We start from the raw sequence: 22,824 nt of genomic DNA, 5'->3' as shown, positions 1-22,824 counted from the left end.
CGGTCAATTCGTGGCATGCTGGCGCATCACTCACCTCCCCGCGGCTCGCGCGGGGTCTGGCGCCGGGGGCACTCTGATGATCGCGAACGCCGCGTTGCTCGCGAACCAGGCCGAGTTCGAGTTCGAGGCAGGTTCCTTCACGGCCGCGGAGCTGGCGGTGCTCGGCTTCGAGGCCGAGGAGACGCTCTCCCAGCCCTACACCGTCGAGGTCGCCCTCGCCGTCCGGCCCGACCTCGAGGTGGAGGAGAAGCTGCTGCTCGGCAAGGACGCGCGCCTGACGGTGATGCTCGGTGACGGCACCGCCCGCTTCTTCCAGGGCGTCGTCTCGCGGATGACCCGCTGGGATGAAGGCAGCGGCCCCGAGCGCCGCCGCTACCGCGTCACCGTCGTCCCGCGCCTGTGGACGCTGCGCCACCGCCGCAAGAGCCGCATCTTCCAGGAGATGACCGTCCCGCAGATCGTCCACAAGGTCCTGGACGAGTCCAAGGTGGAGCACCGCCTGGCCCTCACCGGCTCCTACCCCGTGCGCGACTACTGCGTGCAGTACCGCGAGTCGGACCTGGATTTCGTCTCGCGGCTGCTCGAGGAGGAAGGCATCTTCTACTTCTTCGAGCACGCCGAAAGCTCACACATGATGGTGCTGGGCGATGGCTCGTCGGCCAATCCGCCCATGCAGGGCGAGTCCAAGCTCGTCTTCCGCGAGCGCTCGCACATGATTGCCTCGCAGGAGTACGTGCACGAGCTGGTGGCCCGCACGGAGGTCCAGCCCGGCGTCGTCGCATTGCGTGACTACAACTTCCTGCGCCCCGCCCAGATGCTGGGCGCGGAGGCGGAGTCCGACGACGGCGAGACGGCGCTGGAGATCTACGACTACCCTGGCCGCTACGAGGAGCCGGGCCCTGGCCGCAACCTGGCCCAGGTGCGCCTGGAGGAGTTGCGCGCGCGCACCCAGACGGTGACGGGCGCCAGCTACTCCCGACGCGTCTGCCCCGGTCACGTCTTCGAGCTGGCCGAGCACCCCGACACGGCCGTCAATCGCAAGTACCTGCCCATCTCCGTGCGACACACCGGCCATCAGTCGGAGGCGGTGAGCATCGACCAGTCCACGCTGCGCTCGCGCGAGGGCTACCGCAACGAGTTCCTCTGCCAGCCCGCGGACATCCCCTACCGGCCCGCGCGCGTGACGCCCCGCCCCGTCATCCCCGGCGCGCAGACGGCGCGCGTCGTCGGGCCCGCGGGCGAGGAGATCCACACCGACGAGCATGGCCGCATCAAGGTCCAGTTCCACTGGGACCGCGAGGGCAAGGCCAACGACAAGAGCTCCTGCTGGATTCGCGTCAGCCAGGCCTGGGCCGGCCCGGGTTGGGGCGCGCTGTACCTGCCGCGCATCGGTCATGAAGTGGTGGTGGAGTTCCTGGAGGGAGACCCGGACCGCCCCCTCGTCACCGGCAGCGTCTACAACGGCCAGAATCCGCCGCCCATCGACCTGCCCGGCAGCAAGACGCAGAGCACCCTGCGCTCCAGCTCCAGCCCCGGCGGCGACGGCTCCAACGAGCTGCGCTTCGAGGACGCGGCTGGCTCGGAGCTCGTCTATCTGCACGCGCAGAAGGACTTCAACGTCGTCGTGGAGAACGACAAGACGCAGGAGGTCCGAGGCAACGAGACGTTGCTGGTGAAGAAGGACCGCGCGCGCGTCATCGAGGGCAACCAGTCCCTCCAGGTGAAGAAGGACGACGACAGCACCATCAGCGGCAACCAGTCGCTGGCCGTCACCGGCAACCGCTCCACCACCGTGGCCGGCAACCACACCGAGTCCATCAAGGGCGACCAGTCCATCGGCGTCAGCGGCAGCCAGAGCCTGGCGGTCAGCATGGCGTCGGCGGAGACGGTGGGCCTGGGGAAGATGCTCACCGTGGGCGGAGCGCTCGCCATCAGCGTGGGCGCCGCCTTCAACGAGCTGGTGGGCGGCGTCAAATCCGAGCAGGTGGGCGGCGCCAAGGTGGAGGTCGTCGGCGCCAAGAAGTCCGAGTCCGTCAAGGGCGCCCGCTCCACGCAGGTGGGCGGAGACCTGTCGGAAGAGATTGGCAAGTCGCGGATGTTGAAGGTGGACAAGGACCTCATCGTCAGCGTCGGTGGCAAATCCAACCACGCCACCAAGGACGCCTACGTCCTGCAGGCCAAGGAGATCTCCCTGGTCGCCGAGGAGCAGTTCACCCTCAAGGTCGGCTCCGCCACGTTGCAGGTGAAGAAGAACGGGGACGTCGTCATCAAGGGCGCCAAGATTGAAGTCACCGGCAGCGGCGACGTCATCATCAAGGGCTCCAAAATCTCCGAAAACTAAATCGTTTCAGGCGGACCCAGGGGGGTGGCTTGAAACCGGTCCACTGTGTCTGGCACTTTACGCTTCGCACGGAACCGAAGACGGTGCCGGGCCCTCAAAAGGAATGTGGAATTTGGCGCTAGGACACACTGGCGCCGGTGCGGCGGGGGTGGCCGGCCGGTGCCTTCGGTGGGGTGTGGTCGCCGCGCAGGCGCTGGCCTTGAGCGTGGGAGCGGGCTGCGCGAAACGCGTGCCCTTCGCCTGCGAGACACCGCCTCCGTTCCAGGTGGTGGTGGACGCGGCCGAGCAACTCAATCCGGATTCCAAAGGGCGCTCGTTGCCCACCGTGGTCCAGATTGTCCAGCTCAAGGACAGCGTGAAGCTGGAGCGCGCGGGCTTCCGTGACTTGTGGGGCAAGCCCGAGGCGCTGCTGAAGGAGGACCTGCTGCAGGTGGCCGAAGTCGTCGTGGCGCCCGGCAAGCAGGAGAAGCGCTGGATTCAGAGGGACCCGAAGGCGCGCTTCGTGCTCGCCATGGGCCTGTTCCGACAGCCACTGGGTTACTCCTGGCGCGCGGTGGCGACATTGCCCGTGGTGCCGGAGTCGCGCTGCGTGGAGCGTCCCGCCGGAGACCAGGGGCCGCCGAAGGAGGACGACGAGGTCTTCCGCTACCGGCTCCAGGGTTATCAAATCGACTTGATGTTCCGGCCCCTCAGCGTGGCGCCGGAGCAACACAACAACCCCGAATCCGGCGACCGAGAGTCGCCCCGGAGAGGCGCATGAAGTCCGCGCAGCGCGTCGTGTGGTCCGAGGGCATGTTCATGAGCCCGCACCACCTCCAGCAACAGGACCTGTATCACGAGCAGCTCCTGGAGAACCGGCTGGGGGCCCTGGAGCCCTATCCCTGGGGCGTGGTGGCCATGGAGCTGGATTTGGAGGGCCTGCGCGCCGGCCAGGTGCAGCTGTCGAACTTCGTCGGGGTGCTGCCGGACGGGCTGACGGTGTCCTTCGAGTCCGGAGACGCCGAGGCCCCCTCCGCGCGTCCCGCCGAGGGCTACTTCCCTCCCGCGCAGCGCACCCTGGACGTGTACCTGGGCGTGCCGCGCGAGCGCAGCGGCGTGGAGAGCTACGGCAGCGGGGAGCGCATTGGCGGCAGTCCGCGTTACACGCCCGTCACGCGGCCCATCAGCGACCTGACGGCGTCCACGTCCATCTCCCAGGTGGGCTTCGGCCAGCGCAACGTGCGGCTGCTCTTCGGCACCGAGCCGCGTGACGACTTCGAGGCCATCAAGCTGTTCGAGCTGACGCGCGACAAGTCCGGCAGCCTGGCCGTGGTCGACGCCTACGTCCCGCCCTCCTTGCGCATCGACGCGTCGCCGTTCGTCATGGGCGAGTTGCGCACGCTCCTGCGGCTGATGGTCTCCAAGCAGCGCCAGCTCGCCTCGCGCCGCCGCCACCGGGACGCGTCCGCGCTGGAGTTCACCGCGGGCGACGTGACGCTCTTCCTGGAGCTCAACGCCCTCAACGGCACCATCCCCTTCCTGCAGCACGCGCTGGACGCGGGCAACCTGCGGCCCCGGGATATGTATCTGACGCTGGTGCAGTGCGCGGGCCAGCTCTGCACCTTCTCCTCCAGCGCGGACCCCACCACGCTGCCGTCCTTCCAGTTCACGAACCTGCGCGCGACGTTCGAGGAGCTGTTCCGCCGCCTGTCGGAGCTGATGCGCGCGGTGGCGCTGGAGCAGTGCCTCACGGTGGACCTCTCCGCGGGCACGGACGGAATGTTCCGCGGCAAGCTGGAGGACGAGCGGCTGGAGCGCTGCGGCGCCTTCCTCCTGGCGGTGAGGAGCGATTTGCCCGAGCGCGTCGTCGCCGAGCAGTTCCCCAAGCTCACCAAGGTGGCCTGCTGGGACGACATCCCTGGCCTCGTCCGAGCCGCCGCGCCGGGCGTGCCGCTGGCCGTCACGTACCGCCCGCCGCCGGAGGTCCCGGTGCAGCCGGGCACCGTGTACTTCAGCCTCTCGATGAATGACGGCTATTGGAAGAACGTGATGCGAGACCACAACCTCGCGCTCTATCTGCCGCAGCCGTTCGACGCGGCCCGAACGACCGTGGAGCTGCTCGCGGTCCCCACCGCCAATCGCTGACGCGCAGGGATTTCCATGGACCGAGTGACGGAAGCCACGAAGGACTGTTTCGACGCCGCCATCCACCTGCGCGGCTCGGAGGCGGCGGCCATTCCTCCGCCGGAGACGCTCTATCACCGCCTGCGCGGGGTGGTGGACGAACTCTTGCGGCGCGCCGCGGTGCTCGGCTTCAGTCACCAGGACGCCCAGGACATGGCCTACGCCATGGTGGCGCTCATCGACGAGGTCGTCCTCAGCCGGCCGGAGGAGTACCGGCAGTTCTGGATGACCAACCCGCTGCAGCTCCACTACTTCAACGAGAACATCGCGGGCGACGGCTTCTTCGCCAGGTTGGACCTGGTGCGCAAGGACCCGCACCGCGCCGAGGTCCTCCAGGTCTATTACCTGTGCATGCTCTTCGGCTTCCAGGGGCGCTACCGCATCCGCGGCGGCGAGTTGGAGTTGATGACGCTCATCGACACGGTGAAGAAGGACCTGGAGCGCGCGCGCCCCTTCGACTTCGACGTGCTGTCGCCGCACGGTGAGCGCCCCACCGACTCGCTGCTCTCCAAGCGAAGGAAGACGCCCGTGCTGGCCCTGTCCGCGGGCTCGCTGGCGGTGGCGGTGCTCTTCTACGGCGTGCTGCAGTTCTTCCTGAAGGACAAGGTGGACGAGCTGTCGAGCCGCATCGAGCTTCACGCCGCCAAGAACGTCGCCGGCACGCTGGCTCCGCCGCAAACGGGCGCCACCGCCAACCCGGGAGGCACGCAATGATGGCCTACCTGCTACCGCTGCTGGGCATCGGCGCGCCCATGTTCGCGCTGATGAGCTACCTGGGCCTCACTCCTCCCCAGGCCGCCATCGTCGCCGCGCTCGCGGGCCTCTTGGCCATGGGCGTGGTGTGGGTGGTCAAGCGCATCCGCGCGCGGCGCGCCGCCAAGAAGCTGGAAGGCGCGCTCGCGGCTCAAGGCGAAGAGCAGGCCGCCACGGTGCGGCCGGACCTGCAGCCCGAAATCAAGGCGATGCAGGACGAGTTCACCAAGGCGGTGGGCGCGCTCAAGGCGTCCAAGCTGGCGCGCGGCGGCAAGGACGCGCTGGCGGTGCTGCCCTGGTACCTCATCGTCGGCCCTCCGGGCGCGGGCAAGAGCACCGCGCTTCGCAACTCCGGCCTGAAGTTCCCCTACCTCTCCGCGCGCGGTGGCGTGCGCGGCGTGGGTGGCACGCGCAACTGCGACTGGTGGCTCACCAACGAGGCCGTCATCCTCGACACGGCGGGCCGCTATACCAGCGCGGAGGAGGACCGCCCCGAGTGGATGGCCTTCCTGGACACGGTGGTGAAGCACCGCCCCAGCCGCCCCATCAACGGCCTCATCGTCGCCATCAGCGTCAGCGAGCTGATGACGGCGGACCCGCAGGCGGTGGGCGAGATGGGTCAGACCATCCGCGAGCGCCTGGACGAAATCACCGGCCGGCTGAAGATGCTGGTGCCCGTCTACGTGATGGTCACCAAGTGCGACCTGCTGCCGGGCTTCGTGGAGATGTTCTCCGATTTGTCCCGCGTGGAGCGCGGGCAGGTCTGGGGCTTCACCGTGCCGCTGGAGCACCAGAAGGACGCCAGCACGGACCTGTTCCGCGAGCGCTTCGACGAGATGCTCTCCGTGCTGGAGCAGCGCTCGCTGCGGCGGCTGGGCCAGGAGCGCCGGCTGGAGACGCGCGAGAACATCTACGGCTTCCCGCAGCGCTTCGACGCGCTCCGGAAGAACCTGGCCGAGTTCCTCCAGCCGCTCTTCCTGGAGAACGTGTTCCAGGACACGCCCGTCTTCCGCGGCCTGTACTTCAACAGCGGCACGCAGGACGTGCGCGCGGTGGACAAGGTGTCCCCGTCCGCGGGTGAGCTGTTCGGCACCAGCAACGGCCGGCCACAGATAGACGGCGCGTCCACCGAGGGGCGCAGCTACTTCCTCTGGGACGTCTTCACGAAGGTGATGTTCCAGGACCAGCAGGTGGCGGTGCGCAGCTCGCTGGAGGAAGCGCGGGTGCGCCGGCAGAGCATGGTGCTGGCGGGCGCGGCGTTGGCGGCCACGGCGCTGCTGCTGTCCATGCCCACCCTCTCCTATTTCCAGAACCGCTTCCTGGCGGAGGCCGTCACCAAGGCCATCACCGATGTGAACCTGGACCCGCGCGACGACGTGCGCCGCGTGGAGGACCTGCTGCCGCTCAGCAAGCGCCTGGAGGAGCTGACCCGGCACGAGGAGGAAGGCGCACCGGTGTGGATGCGCTTCGGCCTCTACCAGGGCCACAAGCTGCTTCCGCAGGCGCGCCAGTTCTACAACACCGCCTTGCGCCGCGTGCTGCTGGGCAAGCAGTTCGAGCTCATCCAGCAACGGCTGGAGGGCTTCGCGCGCAGCCCGGACATGCTGGCGCTCAGGGACCCGAGGGAGCACGCGCGCCGCTCCGCCGAGTTCAAGCAGTACGTCGATGACCTGAAGATGTACCTGCTGGTGACGACGCCCAGGGACCCGAAGGAGCCGGAGCTGGACGAGACGCAGCGCCGGTGGCTGGTGCGCCAGATTGTCGACCACTGGGCGGGCGTGCGTGGCAGCGCGCTGGACGAAGGGACGGTCGCCACCCACGCCACCACGTTCATCAAGATGCTGGGGGCCGAGCAGGCCCTGCCGGATGACCAGAAGCCCGCGAGCGCGGAGCGCATCGCCTTCCCCCGGGAGCGCGCCATCATCGTGGGCGCGCGCCGCGCGCTCATCCGGGTGCCCCTGGAGAAGCTGGAGCTGGCGCGCATCGTGGAGACCACTCGCACGCAGTACGGAGACGTCACGCTGGAGCAGTTGATGGGCTCGGTGCCGCAGTTCAGCTCCAACATGGCGGTGCGCGGCGCCTTCACCCGCAACGCCTACGAGAACGAAGTGAAGCAGCAGCTCGACTCGGCGTTCTCGGACCAGGACGCGTGGGTGTTGGACCGGGACGTCAACATGGACGTGGAGGCGTCGCGGCGGGCACTGCGCTCGCTCTACTTCTCCAGCTACATCCAGGAGTGGAAGGACTTCCTCAACGCCATCAAGGTGTCCGAGCCCAAGGACAACGTCCAGTTGGAGGACCTGCTCACCAACCTGACGCGCGGCACACCCAAGCCCTACAGCCGGCTGTTCAACTCCATCGTCAACAACGTCCAGTTGGAGCGACGCGTCCCCAAGGTCGAAGCCACGAGCACGAACAAGCTGACGGCGTCCGTACAGAAGATCTTCGGCTCCGGTGACGACGCCGTCATCGAGAAGAACCGGGAGAAGCTCAACCCGCTCGCCCCCTCCGGCGAAGAGGAGATCCTGGCCCGGGACGTGGCACGTGAGTTCGCCTCCATCATCCGGTTCGCCACGGAGCGCTACAAGACGGACGACGGCGAGGAGACGCTGACGGCGCTCGTTGAATACGAGGAGCAGCTCGTCACCGTGCACACCGCGATGCTCGCGTCGAAGGACAAGCCGGGAGAGGGCGCGGAGCTGACCAAGAAGAGCAACGCCGCGCGCAGCTACGTGGAGATGCTCATCCGCAAGCAGACGGACAACATCGCCATCTTCGAGCGCCTGCTGTTGCCGCCCTTCAAGGACACCATCGTCGTCATCGCCCAGGGCCAGGCTCAGGACAAGAGCAAGCTGTGGTGCGAGCAGGTGGCCCTCCCCTTCAACCGGGCCTTCAAGGACATGTACCCGTTCACCCCCGGCTCACAGAAGGACGCGCCGCTACTCGAGGTCGCGGAGTTCCTGCGACCCGACACCGGGGTGCTGCGCAAGTTCATCAAGGAGCAGCTCAGCGAGCAGCTCGTCGCCACGGGCCGCAAGTGGGACTTCACCTCCGCCGCCAGCACGCACTATCGGCCGGAGCTGCTCTCCTTCCTGGAGAAGACGCAGGCCCTCGCGGCCACCCTGTTCCCGGGCGGTGAATCGGCGGGCATGGTGGACCCGCTGGTGCGCTTCCAGGTGCGCATCCGCCCCGGCGTCTCCCCTGACGGCGCCGCGTCGCGCATCTCCTCCATCATCTTCACGCTCGACGGCACCGACGAGGTGTACCGCAACGGTCCCGACACGCTGTGGAAGCCGATGATCTGGCCCGGCCAGGCCGGCAAGCTCGGCGCACGCCTCGTCGTGCAGAGCGTGGATGGGGCCACCGAATCGGTGCAGGACGAGGAGGGTGACTGGGGCCTGTTCCGGCTGCTCGAGCGCGTGAAGAAGATCGAACCCAGCCCGGATGGGCGCTACTTCACGGCGACGTGGGACATCGATGAAATCGATGGCGCGCAGGTCTCCATCGACTTCCGGCCGGAGCGCACCACCAACCCCTTCTTCGGGCTGGCGGGCAACACGTCCAAGCTGATGGGCATCTTCCGGGACTCCGGCATGAAGGTGCCCATGGGCATCTCGCTCACTGGCAAGGGCTGTGCGCCGGAGGCCGTGGCCGCGGGCGGAGCCCCCTGATGGCGGTGCAGCAACCTCCTCGCATCGGCTTGTTGGGAAAGACGCCACGCCAGGCGGAGTTCGTCCGGTTCAACGCCTCCACGCCACTCGCCCTCCACCTCTACGCGTGGATGGAGGCCGGCGTGGAGCGCGCGCGCAAGGCACGGATGGACCTGCCCTCGGATCCCGCTCACTTCGTCTTCACCGCGCCCGGCCAGAAGCAGGCGCTGGTGGGGCTGATGGCGCCCAGCGTGGACAGCGTGGGCCGCGCGTTTCCGCTGGCCGTCTTCACTGAAGTCCCTTCGGCCAGCACCGCGCCCCGCTTCGCGCTGACGCCCGAGGCCTATCAGCCCTTCCTTCGCGCGGCCGGAGCCCTGGCCCGCGCGGCGGCGGAGCTGGACGTGCCGCAGCTCACCGAGCGCACCACGGCGCTGCCCGTCCCGGGCCCGGGCGACTTCAGCGTGGCCGAGCGGCTGCGCGACAGCGTCCTCGCCGAGCACCACCTCGCCGACCTCCTGGGCCCCGTGACGGAGGGCTCGCCCACCGGGGGGCAGTACTACGCGCTGCACACCTTCCTCACCGCCTGCATCGGTGAGCGCGGACGCGAGCAGTCCGCCGCGGGCGTGGTGCTGGACTGTCCGTTGACGGCGCGCGTGGGCCCGGTGGCGTGGCTGGAGCTGTCCTCGCGCCTCCTGCGCTGGCCCCACCAGCCGCCGTCCTTCTTCTGGTCCGAGGGAGACAAGCCCCGGCTGCTCTTGAGCCTGGGCTCCGCGTCGCCCTCCGTCTTCCTCGCGCTCGCCCAGCCCGGCCGCCCCGGCGCCCAGGTGTGGCCGCTGCGCACCGAGCGCCCCGCCGCCATCGACAACGCGCGCAAGGGCCTGACGGCCTCCGCGCGTCAGGTCATCGACTCCCCCTCCACCACCCTCGACCAGCTCCTGCGCGCGCTGTCGCGCTGAAAGCACCCGAAGCCCCGCACCATGCCTCCCACCCTCGAAGAGCTCCGTGAGCGCGCCCGTCCCTGGCTGGAGCCCGTGCCCGGCACCGCGCCCGCCGGCATGCAGGCGAAGCATGAGCCGGCCTACGAGGCCATCACCGCCGAGGTGGCGAAGCTGGAGTCCCCCGCCAGCAACGCCGTGCGCTGGGACGAAGTCGTGCGCGGCGCCGACGAGCTGCTCAAGGGCACCACCAAGGACCTCTGGCTCGCCTCGTATCTGGCCTACGGCCTCTACGTCACCCGGGGCATGGACGGCGCCGCCACCGGCGCGGCCCTGCTCGCGGAGGTGACGGAGCGCTTCTGGCCCGACCTCTTTCCAGAGATGAAGCGGCTGCGCGCGCGCGCCAACGCCGTGGGCTGGTTCGTGGAGCGACTGGGCAAGCTCTTGCCCTCCCTCGACCAGGCCAGCGTGAGCGCCGAGTCGCTCGACGCGCTGGCCTTCGCCATCAAGCGCCTGTCCACCCTGTCGCGTGAGCGCTTCGCGGACCAGGCACCCGCCTTCGGCCCGATTCAGGACGCCATCGCGCGGCTGCGCGCCGGCCTGCCCGAGCCCCTCCCCGCGGCGCCTCCGCAAGACTCCGCCCTTGCCGAGACCGTGAACGACGCGACGGGCGCGACGAGCCTGGAGCCGGCCTCGAACCCCGCCTCCACTCCCGCGAACGCCGAAGCCTCGTCACCGGTGAACACTCACACGGCCCCGAGGAACGAGGCGCCCACGAGCGAGCGGCACGCATCCCCGAAGGCCGCTCAGCCGCCGCGCCCCACGTCCTCCCAGAACGGTGCTCAGCCTTCGGTGGCGCCACGTGGCGCGACGACCCCGCAGGGCCCGTCCGCTTCAAACAACATCGTCGTGCCGCCGCTGCCCACCCTTCCCGTGCAGCCGGACCTCTCCAGCACCGAGGCCGTCACCGACTTCCTGCGCAACGTCGGCGCCGCGCTCCTGAGCGCCGCAGGCGCGCTGCGACACGCGAGCCACGCGGACCCCGTCTCCTACCGGCTCTTGCGGACCGGTGTCTGGCTGCACCTGGCGCGTCCTCCCGTCCCGGGCGCCAACGGCCGCACGACGCTCCAGCCGCTACCGGACTCGCTGCGCACCAAGCTGGAGACGCTGGAGGCCAACCAGCGCTGGAGCGAGCTGCTCGACGAGGCCGAGGCCGCCGTCGTCCAGCACCGCTTCTCATTGAGCCCGCACCGCTTCAGTGCCGCCGCGCTCAAGGGACTGGGCGAAACCCACACCGCCGCCCACGCCGCGCTGGTGCGGGAGCTGCGCGTGCAACTGCGCCGCATGCCGGGCGTGGAGGAGTTGCTCGCGGCCGACGGCTCGCCCCTCACCGACGAGGCCACCCGCGCCTGGTTGCGCGCGGAGGTCCTTCAAGCCGCCCCCCGCGCCACCGCGGCGTCCCCGGCCCGCCCCCAGACGACAGCCATCTCCCTGCCCCCGCTGTCACCCGACGCGGACTCTCCCCACGCCCAGCCGCTCGGCGAAGAGGAGACCCAGGCGCTCTTGGCCGAGGGCCGCGTGCAGGAGCTGGTCGCCGGACTCCAGGCGGATGTGGCCGCCGCCGGCACGGGCCGCGCGCGTTTCGTCGCCCGCCTCACCCTGGCGCGCTTGTGTGCGCAAGCCGGACAACTGCCGCTGGCGCGCGCGCTTTTTGACGCGCTCGACGACGAGGTTTCAGCTCATGCGTTGGACGTGTGGGAGCCTTCGTTGGCGGCGGCCTGTCTCGAGGGTTGGCTCGCCACCCGCACCGTCGAGGAAAAGGAGGGGGGACGGTTGGCAGCAAAAGTTCGAAACCGCTATCGTCGTCTCGCTCGGTTGGATTCTTCCGCCGCGCTCCGCGTCGTCGGCCCCTGACGTCACCAGGTTGTTCCGCGGCGAAGCCTCCCCCCATGCGACGCCCGCGCATTTCTACGTAGGTCTCAAGGAGAGAGCCGCAGATGAGCAAAGAGAGTTCCGTCGCCCCTACCGAGCGCGTCAACATCGTCTACAAGCCCGCCACCGGAAATGCCCAGGAGCAGGTGGAGCTGCCGCTGAAGGTCCTGATGATGGGGGACTTCACGGGCCAGGCGGATGACCGGCCTCTGGAGCAGCGCGCGCCCATCAACGTGGACAAGGGCAACTTCAACGAGGTGATGGCCCAGCAGAATCTCAAGGTCACCCTCACCGCCGCGGACAAGCTGTCCAACGAGGCGGGCGCGAGCATGAGTGTCTCGCTCCAGTTCAAGAACCTGTCGGACTTCACGCCCGAGAGCGTCGTCAATCAGGTTCCCGAGCTGAAGAAGCTCCTGGAGCTGCGCAGCGCGCTCAACGCCCTCAAGGGGCCCCTGGGCAACCTTCCCGCGTTCCGCAAGAAGCTTCAGGCACTCCTGGCCGACGAAGAGGGCCGCAAGGCGCTCATCAAGGAACTGGGGCTCGAGGAAAAGTCCAAGTAACCGTTTACGGGGAACAGAAGACACCATGCCTACCGAGACCCTGACCCAGAAGTCGCCGGTTGCCGGCGCCGATGCCTCGCTGTCCCTGCTCGACGAAATCCTCTCCGAGGCGAAGCTCAAGCCCAAGGACGAGGGCTACGACGTCGCCAAGCGCGGCGTGCAGGCCTTCATCACGGAGATGCTCGCGCCCAACCGCTCCGAGGAGCGCGTGGACAAGGCGCTCGTCGACGCGATGATCGCCGAAATCGACAAGCGCCTGTCGTCGCAGGTGAACGAAATCCTCCACGCCTCCGAGTTCCAGAAGCTGGAGTCGTCCTGGCGTTCGCTGAAGTTCCTCGTCGACCGCGTGGACTTCCGCGAGAACACCCGCGTGGAGATGCTCAACGTCTCCAAGGAAGACCTGCAGAAGGACTTCGAGGACGCGCCCGAAGTCGTCAAGAGCGGCCTGTACAAGCTGGTGTACTCCAACGAGTACGGCGTCTTCGGCGGCAAGCCCTACGGCATCATCTCCGCCAACTACGACTTCGGCGTGGGCCCGGGCGACATGGAGCTCTTGCGCAAGTGCGCGTCGGTGGCCGCCATGGCCCACGCGCCCTTCATCGCGAATGCCGCGCCGGAGACCTTCGGTGAGCCCAGCTTCCTGAAGCTGCCGGACCTCAAGGACCTCAAGTCCCTGTTCGAGGGTCCGCAGTACGCGCGCTGGCACTCGTTCCGCGAGAGCGAGGACGCGCGCTACGTGGGCCTGGCGCTGCCGCGCTTCCTGTTGCGTCTGCCTTATGGCGAGAAGACGGTGCCGGTGAAGGCTTTCAACTTCACCGAGGACGTCGTCGGCAGCCACGAGAAGTACCTGTGGGGCCATGCCTCCGTCGCGCTGACGTCGCGCGTGGCGGACTCCTTCGCCAAGTTCCGCTGGAGCCCGAACATCATCGGACCCCAGTCCGGCGGCGCGGTGGAGAACCTGCCCCTGCACCAGTACGAGGCCATGGGGGAGATCCAGACCAAGGTTCCCACCGAGGTCATGCTCACCGAGCGGCGTGAGTACGAGTTGTCCGAGGAGGGCTTCATCGGCCTCGTCTTCCGCAAGGACTCCGACAACGCGGCGTTCTTCAGCGCCAACTCCACCCAGAAGCCCAAGTTCTTCGGCAACACCCCGGAGGGCAAGGCGGCGGAGACCAACTACCGTCTGGGTACGCAGCTCCCGTACATGTTCATCATGACGCGCCTCGCGCACTACATCAAAGTGCTGCAGCGCGAACAGATTGGCAGCTGGAAGGAGAAGGCCGACCTGGAGCGTGAGCTGAATCACTGGCTCAGCCAGTACATCTCCGACATGGATGACCCGGCGCCCGCGGTGCGCTCGCGCCGTCCGCTGAAGGCCGCGCGCGTCGTGGTGGAGGACGTGGAAGGTCAGCCGGGCTGGTACCGCTGCGGCCTGCAGGTGCGTCCCCACTTCAAGTACATGGGTGCGTCGTTCACCCTGTCCTTGGTGGGTAAGTTGGACAAGGAGTGATGGACCCGCTTCACCCAGTGTCGTTGAGATCAGCTATTCTGAGGGCTCCACTCCCAGGCTTGAAGCGAGCCTGGGTCACCCGCGCGCCTCCGCGCGCACAGCAAAGAGGTTCGTTCCATGGCTGAATCAGTTTTTGTGTACCTGAAGGCGAACGGGCAGGACATCCAGGGTGAGAGCACCCAGACGAGCCTCGGCCGCGAGGGCGCCATCGAGGCCGTCTACTACGAGCAGAAGGTGTTCACCGCGCGCGAGTCGGGCTCCGGCCTGGCCGTGGGCCGCCGCCAGTACGAGGGCATCACCCTGCGCAAGCGCATCGACAAGGCCTCGCCGCTGCTCATGAAGGCGCTGTGCGAGAACACCGTCATCGAGGCGACGTTCAAGTTCTTCCGCCCCAACCCCACGGGCGACGGCACCACCGAGCAGTTCTACACGACGTCCATCAAGAAGGCGCGCATCAACAGCATCAAGCAGTTCGTCCCCGACGCGTTCATCCCGTCCGGTTCGAACAGCCCGCCGATGGAGGAGATCAACTTCGTCTTCCACACCATCAACTGGACGTACACCAACGGCGGCCAGACGCACGAGGACACCTGGGACACCCAGCGCTGATGCGTCCTCCTCCACCGGTCGTCCGTGGCGCAGTCGACGCGGGCGGCCGGGGGTGGCCTCGATAAAAGACACGCATGGGCTCCCGAGGTTTGTTGTCACGCATCGCCGAAGGCAACGGCGCGCTCGCCCCACCGGGCGAAGTGGTGGAGTCCATCGCGGAGCACCTTCGCGCGTTGCTCAACACGCGCAAGGGTGAGTCCGTGGCGGCGCCGGCCTTTGGCATCCTGGACTTGAACGACATCGTCCACACGTATTCGTCGGCGGTGCCGCGAATGGCGCAGTCCATCCGCACGGCCATCCAGGACTTCGAGCCGAGGCTGAAGAGCGTGGTGGTGACGCACACGCCGGACCCGGATGATCCGACGGCGCTGCGCTTCGACATCACCGCGCAGCTCGCGACACGCACGCGAAAAGGCACGGTGCGCTTCCACACGCAGGTAAAGCCGGGCGGGCGCGTGGACCTGTGGTGAACCGCGAGGTGTTGGGCGGAGGGCGAGGATGTTCAGCAAGTACTACCTGAGCGAGCTGACGTACCTGCGGGAGATGGGGAGGGCCTTCGGGCTGGCCAACCCGTCGCTGGCGGGCCTGCTGGTGGAGCGCGGCGCGGACCCGGACGTGGAGCGGCTCCTGGAGGGCTTCGCCTTCCTGACGGCGCGCATCCGCGAGCGTGTGGACGACGACGTGCCGGAGCTGGTGCATGGGCTGACGGAGCTCCTGCTGCCGCACTACCTGCGCCCCCTGCCCGCCGCGTCCATCGTCGAGTTCTCCCCGCACCTGCGCGCGCTGCGCGGCCGCTCCAGGCTGCCCGCCGGGGCGGAGGTCGCCTCGCAGCCCATCGACGGCACCCGCTGCGTGTTCCGCACCACGACGGACGTGGACCTGCTGCCGGTGCAGCTCACCGACGCGCTGTTGGACCGCTCGTCGATTACGTCTCCGGTGCTGCGGCTGTCCTTCCAGACGACGGAGCAGGGCCGCGCCGAGGTGTTTCGTCAGCAGGGCCTGCGCTTGTTCATCCACGGGGAACACTCCGCCTCCGCCGTGGTGCTGCTGTGCCTGCTCCGCTACTGCGGACAGGTGCGCGTGCGCGGCGCGTCCTCGCAGGGCGACGGAATCAAACTGCCCGCGGGCGCCATCCAGGCGGTGGGCTTCCAGCGCGACTTCCGGCTCCTGCCGTGGCCGCGCGCGAGCGAGGGCTACCGGCTGTTGCAGGAGTACCTGACGCTGCCGGAGAAGTTCCTGTTCTTCGACGTGAAGAACCTGGACGCGGCGGCGACGCACGTGCGCGAGGACCGGTTCGAGATTGCCTTCCACCTGGAGCGGCCGCCGCCCCTGGACGCGCGCATCCACCGGGAGATGTTCCGGCTGCACTGCGCGCCGGTCGTCAACCTCTTCCCCGCCACCGCCAACCCCGTCCTGCACAACGCCCTGGACCGAGAGCACCTGCTGCGCGCGGCGGACCTGCCGGCGAACCACGCGGAGGTGTACTCGGTGGACTCGGTGACGGGCCTCCAGGCGGGCCGCAACGAGCGGCGCGGCTACCGGCCCTTCTTCGAGTTCAGCCACACGGCGGGCGGCGACGCGGAGCAGTCCTTCTACCGGCTGCGGCGCACGCACTCGCCGCTGGACGAAGGCATCGACATGTACATCACCCTGGAGACCCCGCGCGACGTGGCGCCGGTGCTCGGGGCCGAGGAGGCGCTCTCCATCGACCTGACGTGCACCAACCGCATGTTGCCGTCGCGGCTCCAGGTGGGTGACTTGACGGAGTCCACGTCCGCCAGCCCCACGCAGGCGAAGTTCAAGAACATCTCCCCGGTGAGCCGGCCGGCGCGCGCGCCGCTGGGCACGGAGCTGCACTGGCGGCTCCTGTCGCATCTGGCCATCAACCAGCACTCGCTGGCGGACGCGGCGGCGCTGCGGCGGCTGATGGACCTGTACAACTTCCATTCGCTCACGGACAACCTGGCCGCGCGCGCCAGCCGCCTGCGCATCAACTCCATCCGCGCGGTGGAGACCAAACCCGTCACGCGCTTCCTGGAGGGCGCGCCGCTGCGAGGCCACCGCACCCGGGTGGACCTGGACGAGGAGAACTTCATGGGCGTGGGGGACTCGTTCCTCTTCGGCTGCGTGCTGGAGGAGCTGCTCGCGTCCCACGTCACCATCAACTCCTTCAACGAGCTGAGCATCCGCCTCCACCCCTCGCAGACGGAGTACATGTGGCTTCCGAGGAACGGCTCCCAGACGCTCTTGTAGAAGCGGCCCGGAAGCTGGCCGAGGCGGCGCCCCGGGTGGGCTTCTTCCCGCTGGTGGCCTTCCTGGAGCGGCTCACCAAGGACGCGGTGCGCGTGGGCGGGTCCGGCCCCGTCAACGAGGAGATGATCCGCTTCCGGCATGACCCGTCGCTGGGGTTTCCTTCCGGCGACGTCAGCGAGGTGACGCTGCGGCAGGTGCCGGTGCGGCCGGAGGACCCGTACTCGAGCCGTCCGCTGTTCGAGGTGGTGACGCGCTTTCTGGGCCTGACGGGCGCGGTGAGCCCCCTTCCCCACTACATCGCCGAGGAAGTCGCGCAGGAGGACCCGGACGCGCCCGTGCGGCGCGAGTTCCTGGACCTGTTCCACCACCGGCTCCTGTCGCTGCTGTATCGAATCGAGTCGAAGTACCGCATCACCAGCGAGACGGACACGTCCTTTACGGACCAGTGGTCCCGCCGGCTGCTCGCGCTGGGCGGCTTCGACACGTACGAGCAACCCCGCAAGGGCGGCCTGCCGACCTGGCGCCTCCTGCGCATCGCCCCGCTGCTCGCCAGCCGCTCTCGCACCGCGGAGCAACTGGAGGTGGCGCTCCAGGACGTGCTCAACGAGGACCTGGAGGGCGCGCGGGTGTCGGTGCGGCAGTTCGTGGGCCGCTGGGTGGACATCGACGCCCGGGTGCAGTTGGGGCGGGCCAACCACCAGCTCGGCCGCAACATGCTGCTGGGGGGCAAGGCGTTCGACCGGACGGGGAAGATTCAGCTGCACATCAGCCCGCTGCCGCCGCGCGCGTACAAGCGGCTGATGCCGGATGGAGACCTGCTCCCCCTCGTGCGGGAGGTGGTGTCGCTCTTCGTCAGGGACCCGCTGGAATACGATTTGGAGCTCGGTCTCACCGAGGGCGTCCGCCAGCAGTTCCGGCTTTCGCGCAAGGAGCCGAGCCAGCTCGGCCGCGACACCTGGCTGGGCTCCAGCCAGCAGACACACCTGAGTGTTCCTGTCGTGAGATGAGACAGTCACAAGATGGGCGGCCCCGGGGTGCGGGGATTTACGGCGTGAGAGCCGCCCGGTATACCCTTCGACCACCGTCGTCACAGCTTGGGGGCTCCCATTCGCGTCGATCCGAAAGCGCTTGTCCGTCGCCTGACGCCCACCTCCACCCGCCTGTTGGAAGCGGCGGTGGCGCGCGCGAGTGCGGGACGTTTCTACGAAATCGTCCCCGAGCACATGCTGGCGCAGATGCTGGAGCCGGAGGACTCGGACGTGGCGCGCCTGCTCCACCACTTCGGCGTGGACAAGCGGCACCTGACCACCAGCATGGAGCGCGCGCTGCAGGGCCTGCGCGCCGGCAACGCCGGGCGGCCCGTCTTCTCCGAGACGCTCTTCCAGTGGTTCGAGGAGGCATGGCTCCTGGCCTCCGTGGAGCACGGCGCGACGCGGCTGCGCTCGGGCCACCTGTTCGTCCAGTTCATCACCCGGCGCTCGCGCTACACCGCTGAAATCTTCCCGGAGCTGGATGCCATCTCCCGCGACGAGCTGCTCGGCTCGCTGGACGTGCTGCTCCAGCCCTCGCCGGAGAACGTGGAGGTCGTCACCTCCGACGGCGCGGCGAGCGGCTCCAGCGGCGGCTCGGCGAGCGCTTCTGGAAGCCGTGGTGACGAGGCGCTCAAGCGCTTCGCCACGTCCTTCACCGGTCGCGTGCGCGAGGGGAAGATCGACCCCATCTTCGGCCGTCACCGCGAAATCCGGCAGATGGTCGACATCCTCTCCCGGCGCCGGAAGAACAATCCCATCCTCGTGGGCGAGCCGGGCGTGGGCAAGACGGCGCTCGTGGAGGGCATGGCCTGGGCGATTGTGCGAGGCGAGGTGCCGGAGGCGCTGCGCAACGTGGACCTGCTCGGCCTGGACCTGGGCCTCTTGCAAGCGGGCGCGGGCGTGCGCGGTGAGTTCGAGAATCGGCTCAAGGCCGTCATCGCCGAGGTGAAGGCGTCCCCCACGCCCATCATCCTGTTCATCGACGAGGCGCACACCATCATCGGCGCCGGTGGCTCACAGGGCGGCAGCGACGCGGCCAACCTGCTCAAGCCCGCGCTGGCGCGGGGCGAGCTGCGCACCATCGCCGCGACGACGTGGGCCGAGTACAAGAAGTACTTCGAGAAGGACGCGGCGCTGGAGCGGCGCTTCCAGCCGGTGAAGGTGGATGAGCCCAGCGAGGCGGACGCGGAGCTGATGCTGCGCGGCCTGCGGCCCACGTACGAGGCGTCCCACGGCGTCACCATCCGCGACGAGGCCGTCACCGCGGCGGTGCGGCTGTCCAGCCGGTACATCTCCGGCCGGCAGCTCCCGGACAAGGCGGTGGACCTGCTCGACACCTCGGCTGCCCGCGTGAAGATTGAACTGTCCACGCGACCCGAGGAGCTGGTGGCGCTGGAGCAGGAGATCTCCGGCCTGGAGCGCGAGCGCGACGCGCTCAAGCGGGATCTGGCCGACGGTGAAGGTGGCGAGGACGCGCGGGAGGCACTGGCTGAAGCGGAGGCGAAGCTGCGCGCCACCCAGGACTCGCGGGCCTCGCTTCACGCGAGATGGGAGACGGAGCGCGCTGCCGTCGTCGCGCTGATGGACGCTCGCAAGGCGCTGAGAGAACCAGCCCCGGGCGCCGAGCCCGCGGCGCTCAAGGAAGCGGTGGACGCGGCGGCGAAGTCGCTCGCGGCGGCGCGCGGCGAGTTTCCGCTGGTGCACTCGGACGTGGACGCGGACATCGTCGCGCGCGTCGTCGCGGGTTGGACGGGCGTGCCGGTGGGGAAGATGCGCGGTGACATGCTGGAGGCCGTGCTGAACCTGGAGGACCGGCTGCGCACCCGCGTGCGTGGACAGGAGGCGGCGCTCAAGAAGGTGGGCGAAATCATCCGCATCTCCCAGGCGGGCATCCGCAATCCGGACGCACCGATTGGCGTGATGCTCTTCGTGGGGCCCAGCGGCGTGGGCAAGACGGAGACGGCGCTGGCGCTGGCCGAGTCGCTCTACGGCGGCGAGCGCTTCATGACGACGCTCAACATGAGCGAGTTCCAGGAGAAGCACACGGTGAGCCGGCTCATCGGCTCGCCTCCGGGCTACGTGGGCTATGGCGAGGGCGGCCTGCTCACGGAGGCCGTGCGGCAGCGGCCCTACTCCGTCGTGCTGCTGGACGAGTGCGAGAAGGCCGACCTGGAGGTGATGAACCTCTTCTACCAGGTGTTCGACAAGGGGATGCTGACGGACGGCGAGGGCCGCGCGGTGGACTTCAAGAACACCGTCATCATCCTCACCAGCAACCTGGGCTCGGACCGGGTGATGAAGATGTTCGAGGACGGCCTGGAGCCCTCCTCTGAGCAGGTGATGACGGCCATCCGCCCCACCCTCAGCCAGCACTTCAAGCCCGCCCTGCTGGCGCGCATGACGGTGGTGCCCTTCGGCCCCGTGCAGCGCGACGTCATGCGGCAGATCGCGGAGATGAAGTTGAACAAGCTGGTGGGCCGGCTGCGCGAGGCCCACGACGTGGAGACGACGCTGGCGCCGGAGCTGCTGGACGAGCTGGCGCGCCGGTGCACGGAGTCGGAGATGGGAGCGCGCAACATGGAGCAGATCCTCCAGGGCTCGCTGATGCCCGTGCTCTCCCGCGAGCTGTTGCAGCACCTGGTGGGTGGCGCGGTGCCCCCCAAGCTGCACGTGGCCCTCACCCCGGAAGGCGACTGGGACCTCCGGTTCGCCGAGGCCTGAGAACCCATGAAACGAACGCTTCAGGTCTGCGGTGTCGCCCTGTCCCTGCTGGCCGGCTGCGCCAGCGCGCCCAAGCCGGCGATGTGCTTCGCCGAGGCGGGCCCCAACGCGCGCTCCTTCCCCACGCCGGACATCTGGTTCGCCCTGCTGCTGCACGGCTATGACAAGGACACCAGCGCGGCGCCCCAACCCGCGGTGGACTGCGCGGGCGCGCCCGTGTGGTGGCAGGACCCCACCGCCGACGACTGCGTGGAGGCCGGCCCGGACGCCCTGCCCCTGCCCCCGGCGGCGAAGCTCACCGAAGAGGACCTGGTGCTGGAGACGCTCAAGGCCGGCCAGCGGCTGGCGTGGGTGATTACGCGGCGCTTCACCAACGGCGAGGCCCTCGGGCCGGTGGCGCTGGTGGAGACGACGGAGCAGGGCTTCCGCGTGGAGGCGCTGGGCTCGCTGCGCTCCATGCCGAAGAACGCGAAGCTGCGCCTGGAGCGCGTGGGCGGCGCGGACATCCTCGTCGCGGAGGGCGACGCGTGCACCACGGATGGCACCGACGTGTGCCGCCGGTACGCGCGCATCATGCCGCTGCGGCGCAACCGCTTCTTCACGGAGTCGGTGTCCAGCCCGGAGCGCATGTGCCTGGGCGCCGCGTGGTTCCCGCTGGCGCGCGAGGCGACCTTCAAGCTGCCCAACCAGCTCATCCGCAAGTTCGAGCTGACGTCCACGCTGTCCTTCAGCGAGGCGGGCGTCGGCGTGCAGGAGCAGGTGCAGGTGAGCGACTCGGACCCCGCGCAGCCGGACGTGGGGCCGCGCATCTACCGCCGGGCCCAGGACACCCGCACGCTGGTGCTCGAGTCCAACGCGCTGGTCAGCACCAAGGCCTCGCTCTGGTCCCGCATGGTGGAGCAGCAGGTGCGCATCGGCGCGAAGATGGACCCGGAGAAGCCGCTGGTGCCCATGCCGCCGAAGAACAAGCCCGCGACGGCCGTGGCCGCGCCCGCGACGCCCGAGGCCGGGGAGGCGAGCAAGCCGGTGGCTCCGCCCGCGAAGACGCCTCCAGCCGCGGCGAAGAGCGGCGGACCGTAAAGGCCCAACAGCCCCGGGTCCCTCCTCATTCCGCCCTGGAACCCTTCGTTTTTTCGAAGGGGTTCCGGGGCTTTTCCTATTGGCGCCGAAACTCCCGCGCCTGCACATAGGAGACAGGCCCATGGTGGGCCAGAAGGAGCCGAGGATGCGAATCGAAATCCGAGCCCGACACTTCACCCTCACCGACACCCTGCGTCACCACGTGGAGCGCCGCGCGCGCTTCGCGATGGGGAGACTGTCCGACAGGGTTCGTGAGGTCATGGTGCGCTTGGAGGACATCAACGGCCCACGCGGTGGCGTGGACAAGGTGGCCAAGGTGACTGTCCAGCTCGAGCAGGGCGGCCAGCTCGCGGCGGAGGCCGTGGACGCGAGCTTCGCCGGGGCGGTGGACCGGGCCCTGGAGCGCGCGGGCCACGCGGTGAGCAAGGCCCTGGGACGCGCGCACCGCGGCGACGGGGAGAGCGTGAGGACCACGCCCTGGGAGCCCGATGAGCAGCACAGTCCCTCCTGACGTGAGGTGAGCCGCGTCAGGGCCCCTCCACCCCGGAAGGGCCCTGACGGTGGCAGGATGATTTCCGTGCCGCGAGGGCCCTGGCGCCCGCGCGGCACGGTGTGGAGGACGTGGATGCAAGGCGGAGCGCTGGGAAACGTACGGGCCGCCTGGGCGCGAGCGCGCCAGCGCTGGTGGGTGCGGTGGGGCGTCGACCTGGTGCTCCTCGCGCTCGTCTTCACGGCGGTGGCGACCTGGCAGACGCGCAACCTTCCAGGCTCGGGTGCGCCAGCGCCGGACTTCACGCTGCGCACCCTGGACGGAGAGACGGTGTCGCTGGCGTCACTGCGCGGCAAGCCCGTGGTGCTCGCCTTCTGGGCGCCCTGGTGCGGCGTGTGCGGCGCGGAGTCCTCCAACCTCTCCCAGCTGCGTCGGCTCGCGGGAGACTCCGCGCATGTCGTCTCCGTCGCGCTGGCCTACGAGGACGAGGAGGCCGTGCGGCGTTTCACGCGCGAGCACGCGGTGGACTACCCGGTGCTCATGGGTGACGACTCACTTCAGCAGGCGTGGCGGGTGAACATGTTTCCCACGGTGTTCTTCCTGTCGCCCGAGGGGCGCATCGAGCGCTCCGTGGTGGGCTACACCACGCTCGCCGGACTGTCGTGGCGGTGGATGCTGTAGCGCGTTCCAGCGCGGCATGATGTGACATTGCCGCGCGGTGCGGGCCTCGCGTCGTCTATTCGCCAACCAACAGACACCGGTCCGCGCCTTTGTCTGTTCCGACGGGAATGGCTTA

17 protein-coding genes are annotated in these 22,824 nt (G+C 68.9%); all 17 read left to right on the top strand.

The genetic code is table 11. The features are described 5' to 3' along the window. Window positions 1-76: 76 nt before the first annotated feature. Window positions 77-2,341, top strand: a complete 2,265-nt coding sequence (locus tag G4D83_RS42900) for a type VI secretion system Vgr family protein (protein WP_163870744.1) — start codon at window positions 77-79, stop codon at window positions 2,339-2,341. Between the two features lie 199 nt (window positions 2,342-2,540). Then, window positions 2,541-3,101 (top strand): type VI secretion system lipoprotein TssJ, encoded by a 561-nt coding sequence (gene tssJ, locus G4D83_RS42895; protein WP_255203841.1) that lies wholly within the window; start codon window positions 2,541-2,543, stop codon window positions 3,099-3,101. Beyond that, window positions 3,098-4,465, top strand: coding sequence for a type VI secretion system baseplate subunit TssK (gene tssK, locus G4D83_RS42890; RefSeq protein WP_163870742.1), 1,368 nt, complete (start codon window positions 3,098-3,100; stop codon window positions 4,463-4,465). Before tssJ ends, tssK begins: the two co-directional genes overlap by 4 nt. Before the next feature lie 15 nt (window positions 4,466-4,480). Continuing rightward, window positions 4,481-5,218 (top strand): DotU family type IV/VI secretion system protein, encoded by a 738-nt coding sequence (locus G4D83_RS42885; RefSeq protein WP_163870741.1) that lies wholly within the window; start codon window positions 4,481-4,483, stop codon window positions 5,216-5,218. Continuing rightward, window positions 5,215-8,928 (top strand): type VI secretion system membrane subunit TssM, encoded by a 3,714-nt coding sequence (gene tssM, locus G4D83_RS42880; RefSeq protein WP_163870740.1) that lies wholly within the window; start codon window positions 5,215-5,217, stop codon window positions 8,926-8,928. The genes G4D83_RS42885 and tssM overlap by 4 nt, the downstream gene beginning before the upstream one ends. Continuing rightward, the gene (gene tagF / locus G4D83_RS42875) at window positions 8,928-9,863 is read left to right on the top strand and encodes a type VI secretion system-associated protein TagF (RefSeq protein ID WP_163870739.1); all 936 of its coding nucleotides are present in this window, start codon (window positions 8,928-8,930) and stop codon (window positions 9,861-9,863) included. Before tssM ends, tagF begins: the two co-directional genes overlap by 1 nt. 21 nt (window positions 9,864-9,884) lie before the next feature. Next, window positions 9,885-11,756, top strand: a complete 1,872-nt coding sequence (gene tssA, locus G4D83_RS42870) for a type VI secretion system protein TssA (protein WP_163870738.1) — start codon at window positions 9,885-9,887, stop codon at window positions 11,754-11,756. A gap of 83 nt (window positions 11,757-11,839) precedes the next feature. Further along, window positions 11,840-12,334: a type VI secretion system contractile sheath small subunit gene (gene tssB / locus G4D83_RS42865; protein WP_163870737.1), complete on the top strand. Its 495-nt coding sequence runs from the start codon at window positions 11,840-11,842 to the stop codon at window positions 12,332-12,334. Between the two features lie 25 nt (window positions 12,335-12,359). Further along, complete coding sequence (gene tssC / locus G4D83_RS42860; protein WP_163870736.1) at window positions 12,360-13,844, top strand: type VI secretion system contractile sheath large subunit; 1,485 nt, start codon at window positions 12,360-12,362, stop codon at window positions 13,842-13,844. Window positions 13,845-13,961: 117 nt separating this feature from the next. Beyond that, window positions 13,962-14,453 carry a type VI secretion system tube protein TssD gene (gene tssD / locus G4D83_RS42855; protein ID WP_163870735.1) on the top strand — a complete coding sequence of 164 codons (492 nt, stop codon included), beginning with the start codon at window positions 13,962-13,964 and terminating at the stop codon, window positions 14,451-14,453. A 74-nt stretch (window positions 14,454-14,527) separates the two neighbouring features. Next, window positions 14,528-14,923: a type VI secretion system baseplate subunit TssE gene (gene tssE, locus G4D83_RS42850; RefSeq protein WP_163870734.1), complete on the top strand. Its 396-nt coding sequence runs from the start codon at window positions 14,528-14,530 to the stop codon at window positions 14,921-14,923. Between the two features lie 28 nt (window positions 14,924-14,951). Then, window positions 14,952-16,706: a type VI secretion system baseplate subunit TssF gene (gene tssF, locus G4D83_RS42845; RefSeq protein ID WP_163870733.1), complete on the top strand. Its 1,755-nt coding sequence runs from the start codon at window positions 14,952-14,954 to the stop codon at window positions 16,704-16,706. Continuing rightward, entirely contained in the window at window positions 16,670-17,713 is a 1,044-nt protein-coding gene (gene tssG / locus G4D83_RS42840; RefSeq protein ID WP_176436361.1) for a type VI secretion system baseplate subunit TssG, read from the top strand. Before tssF ends, tssG begins: the two co-directional genes overlap by 37 nt. 87 nt (window positions 17,714-17,800) lie before the next feature. Further along, window positions 17,801-20,458: a type VI secretion system ATPase TssH gene (tssH, locus tag G4D83_RS42835; RefSeq protein ID WP_163870732.1), complete on the top strand. Its 2,658-nt coding sequence runs from the start codon at window positions 17,801-17,803 to the stop codon at window positions 20,456-20,458. Between the two features lie 6 nt (window positions 20,459-20,464). Then, window positions 20,465-21,538, top strand: coding sequence for a hypothetical protein (locus G4D83_RS42830; protein ID WP_163870731.1), 1,074 nt, complete (start codon window positions 20,465-20,467; stop codon window positions 21,536-21,538). Window positions 21,539-21,659: 121 nt separating this feature from the next. Then, complete coding sequence (locus G4D83_RS42825; protein WP_240357132.1) at window positions 21,660-22,049, top strand: HPF/RaiA family ribosome-associated protein; 390 nt, start codon at window positions 21,660-21,662, stop codon at window positions 22,047-22,049. A gap of 114 nt (window positions 22,050-22,163) precedes the next feature. Continuing rightward, window positions 22,164-22,709 (top strand): TlpA disulfide reductase family protein, encoded by a 546-nt coding sequence (locus tag G4D83_RS42820; RefSeq protein WP_163870730.1) that lies wholly within the window; start codon window positions 22,164-22,166, stop codon window positions 22,707-22,709. Window positions 22,710-22,824: the final 115 nt, after the last annotated feature.

The sequence above is a fragment of the Myxococcus eversor genome, from assembly GCF_010894455.1.
Taxonomy (GTDB): Bacteria; Myxococcota; Myxococcia; order Myxococcales; family Myxococcaceae; genus Myxococcus; species Myxococcus eversor.
This window is presented reverse-complemented; position numbering and strand designations above follow the sequence as displayed.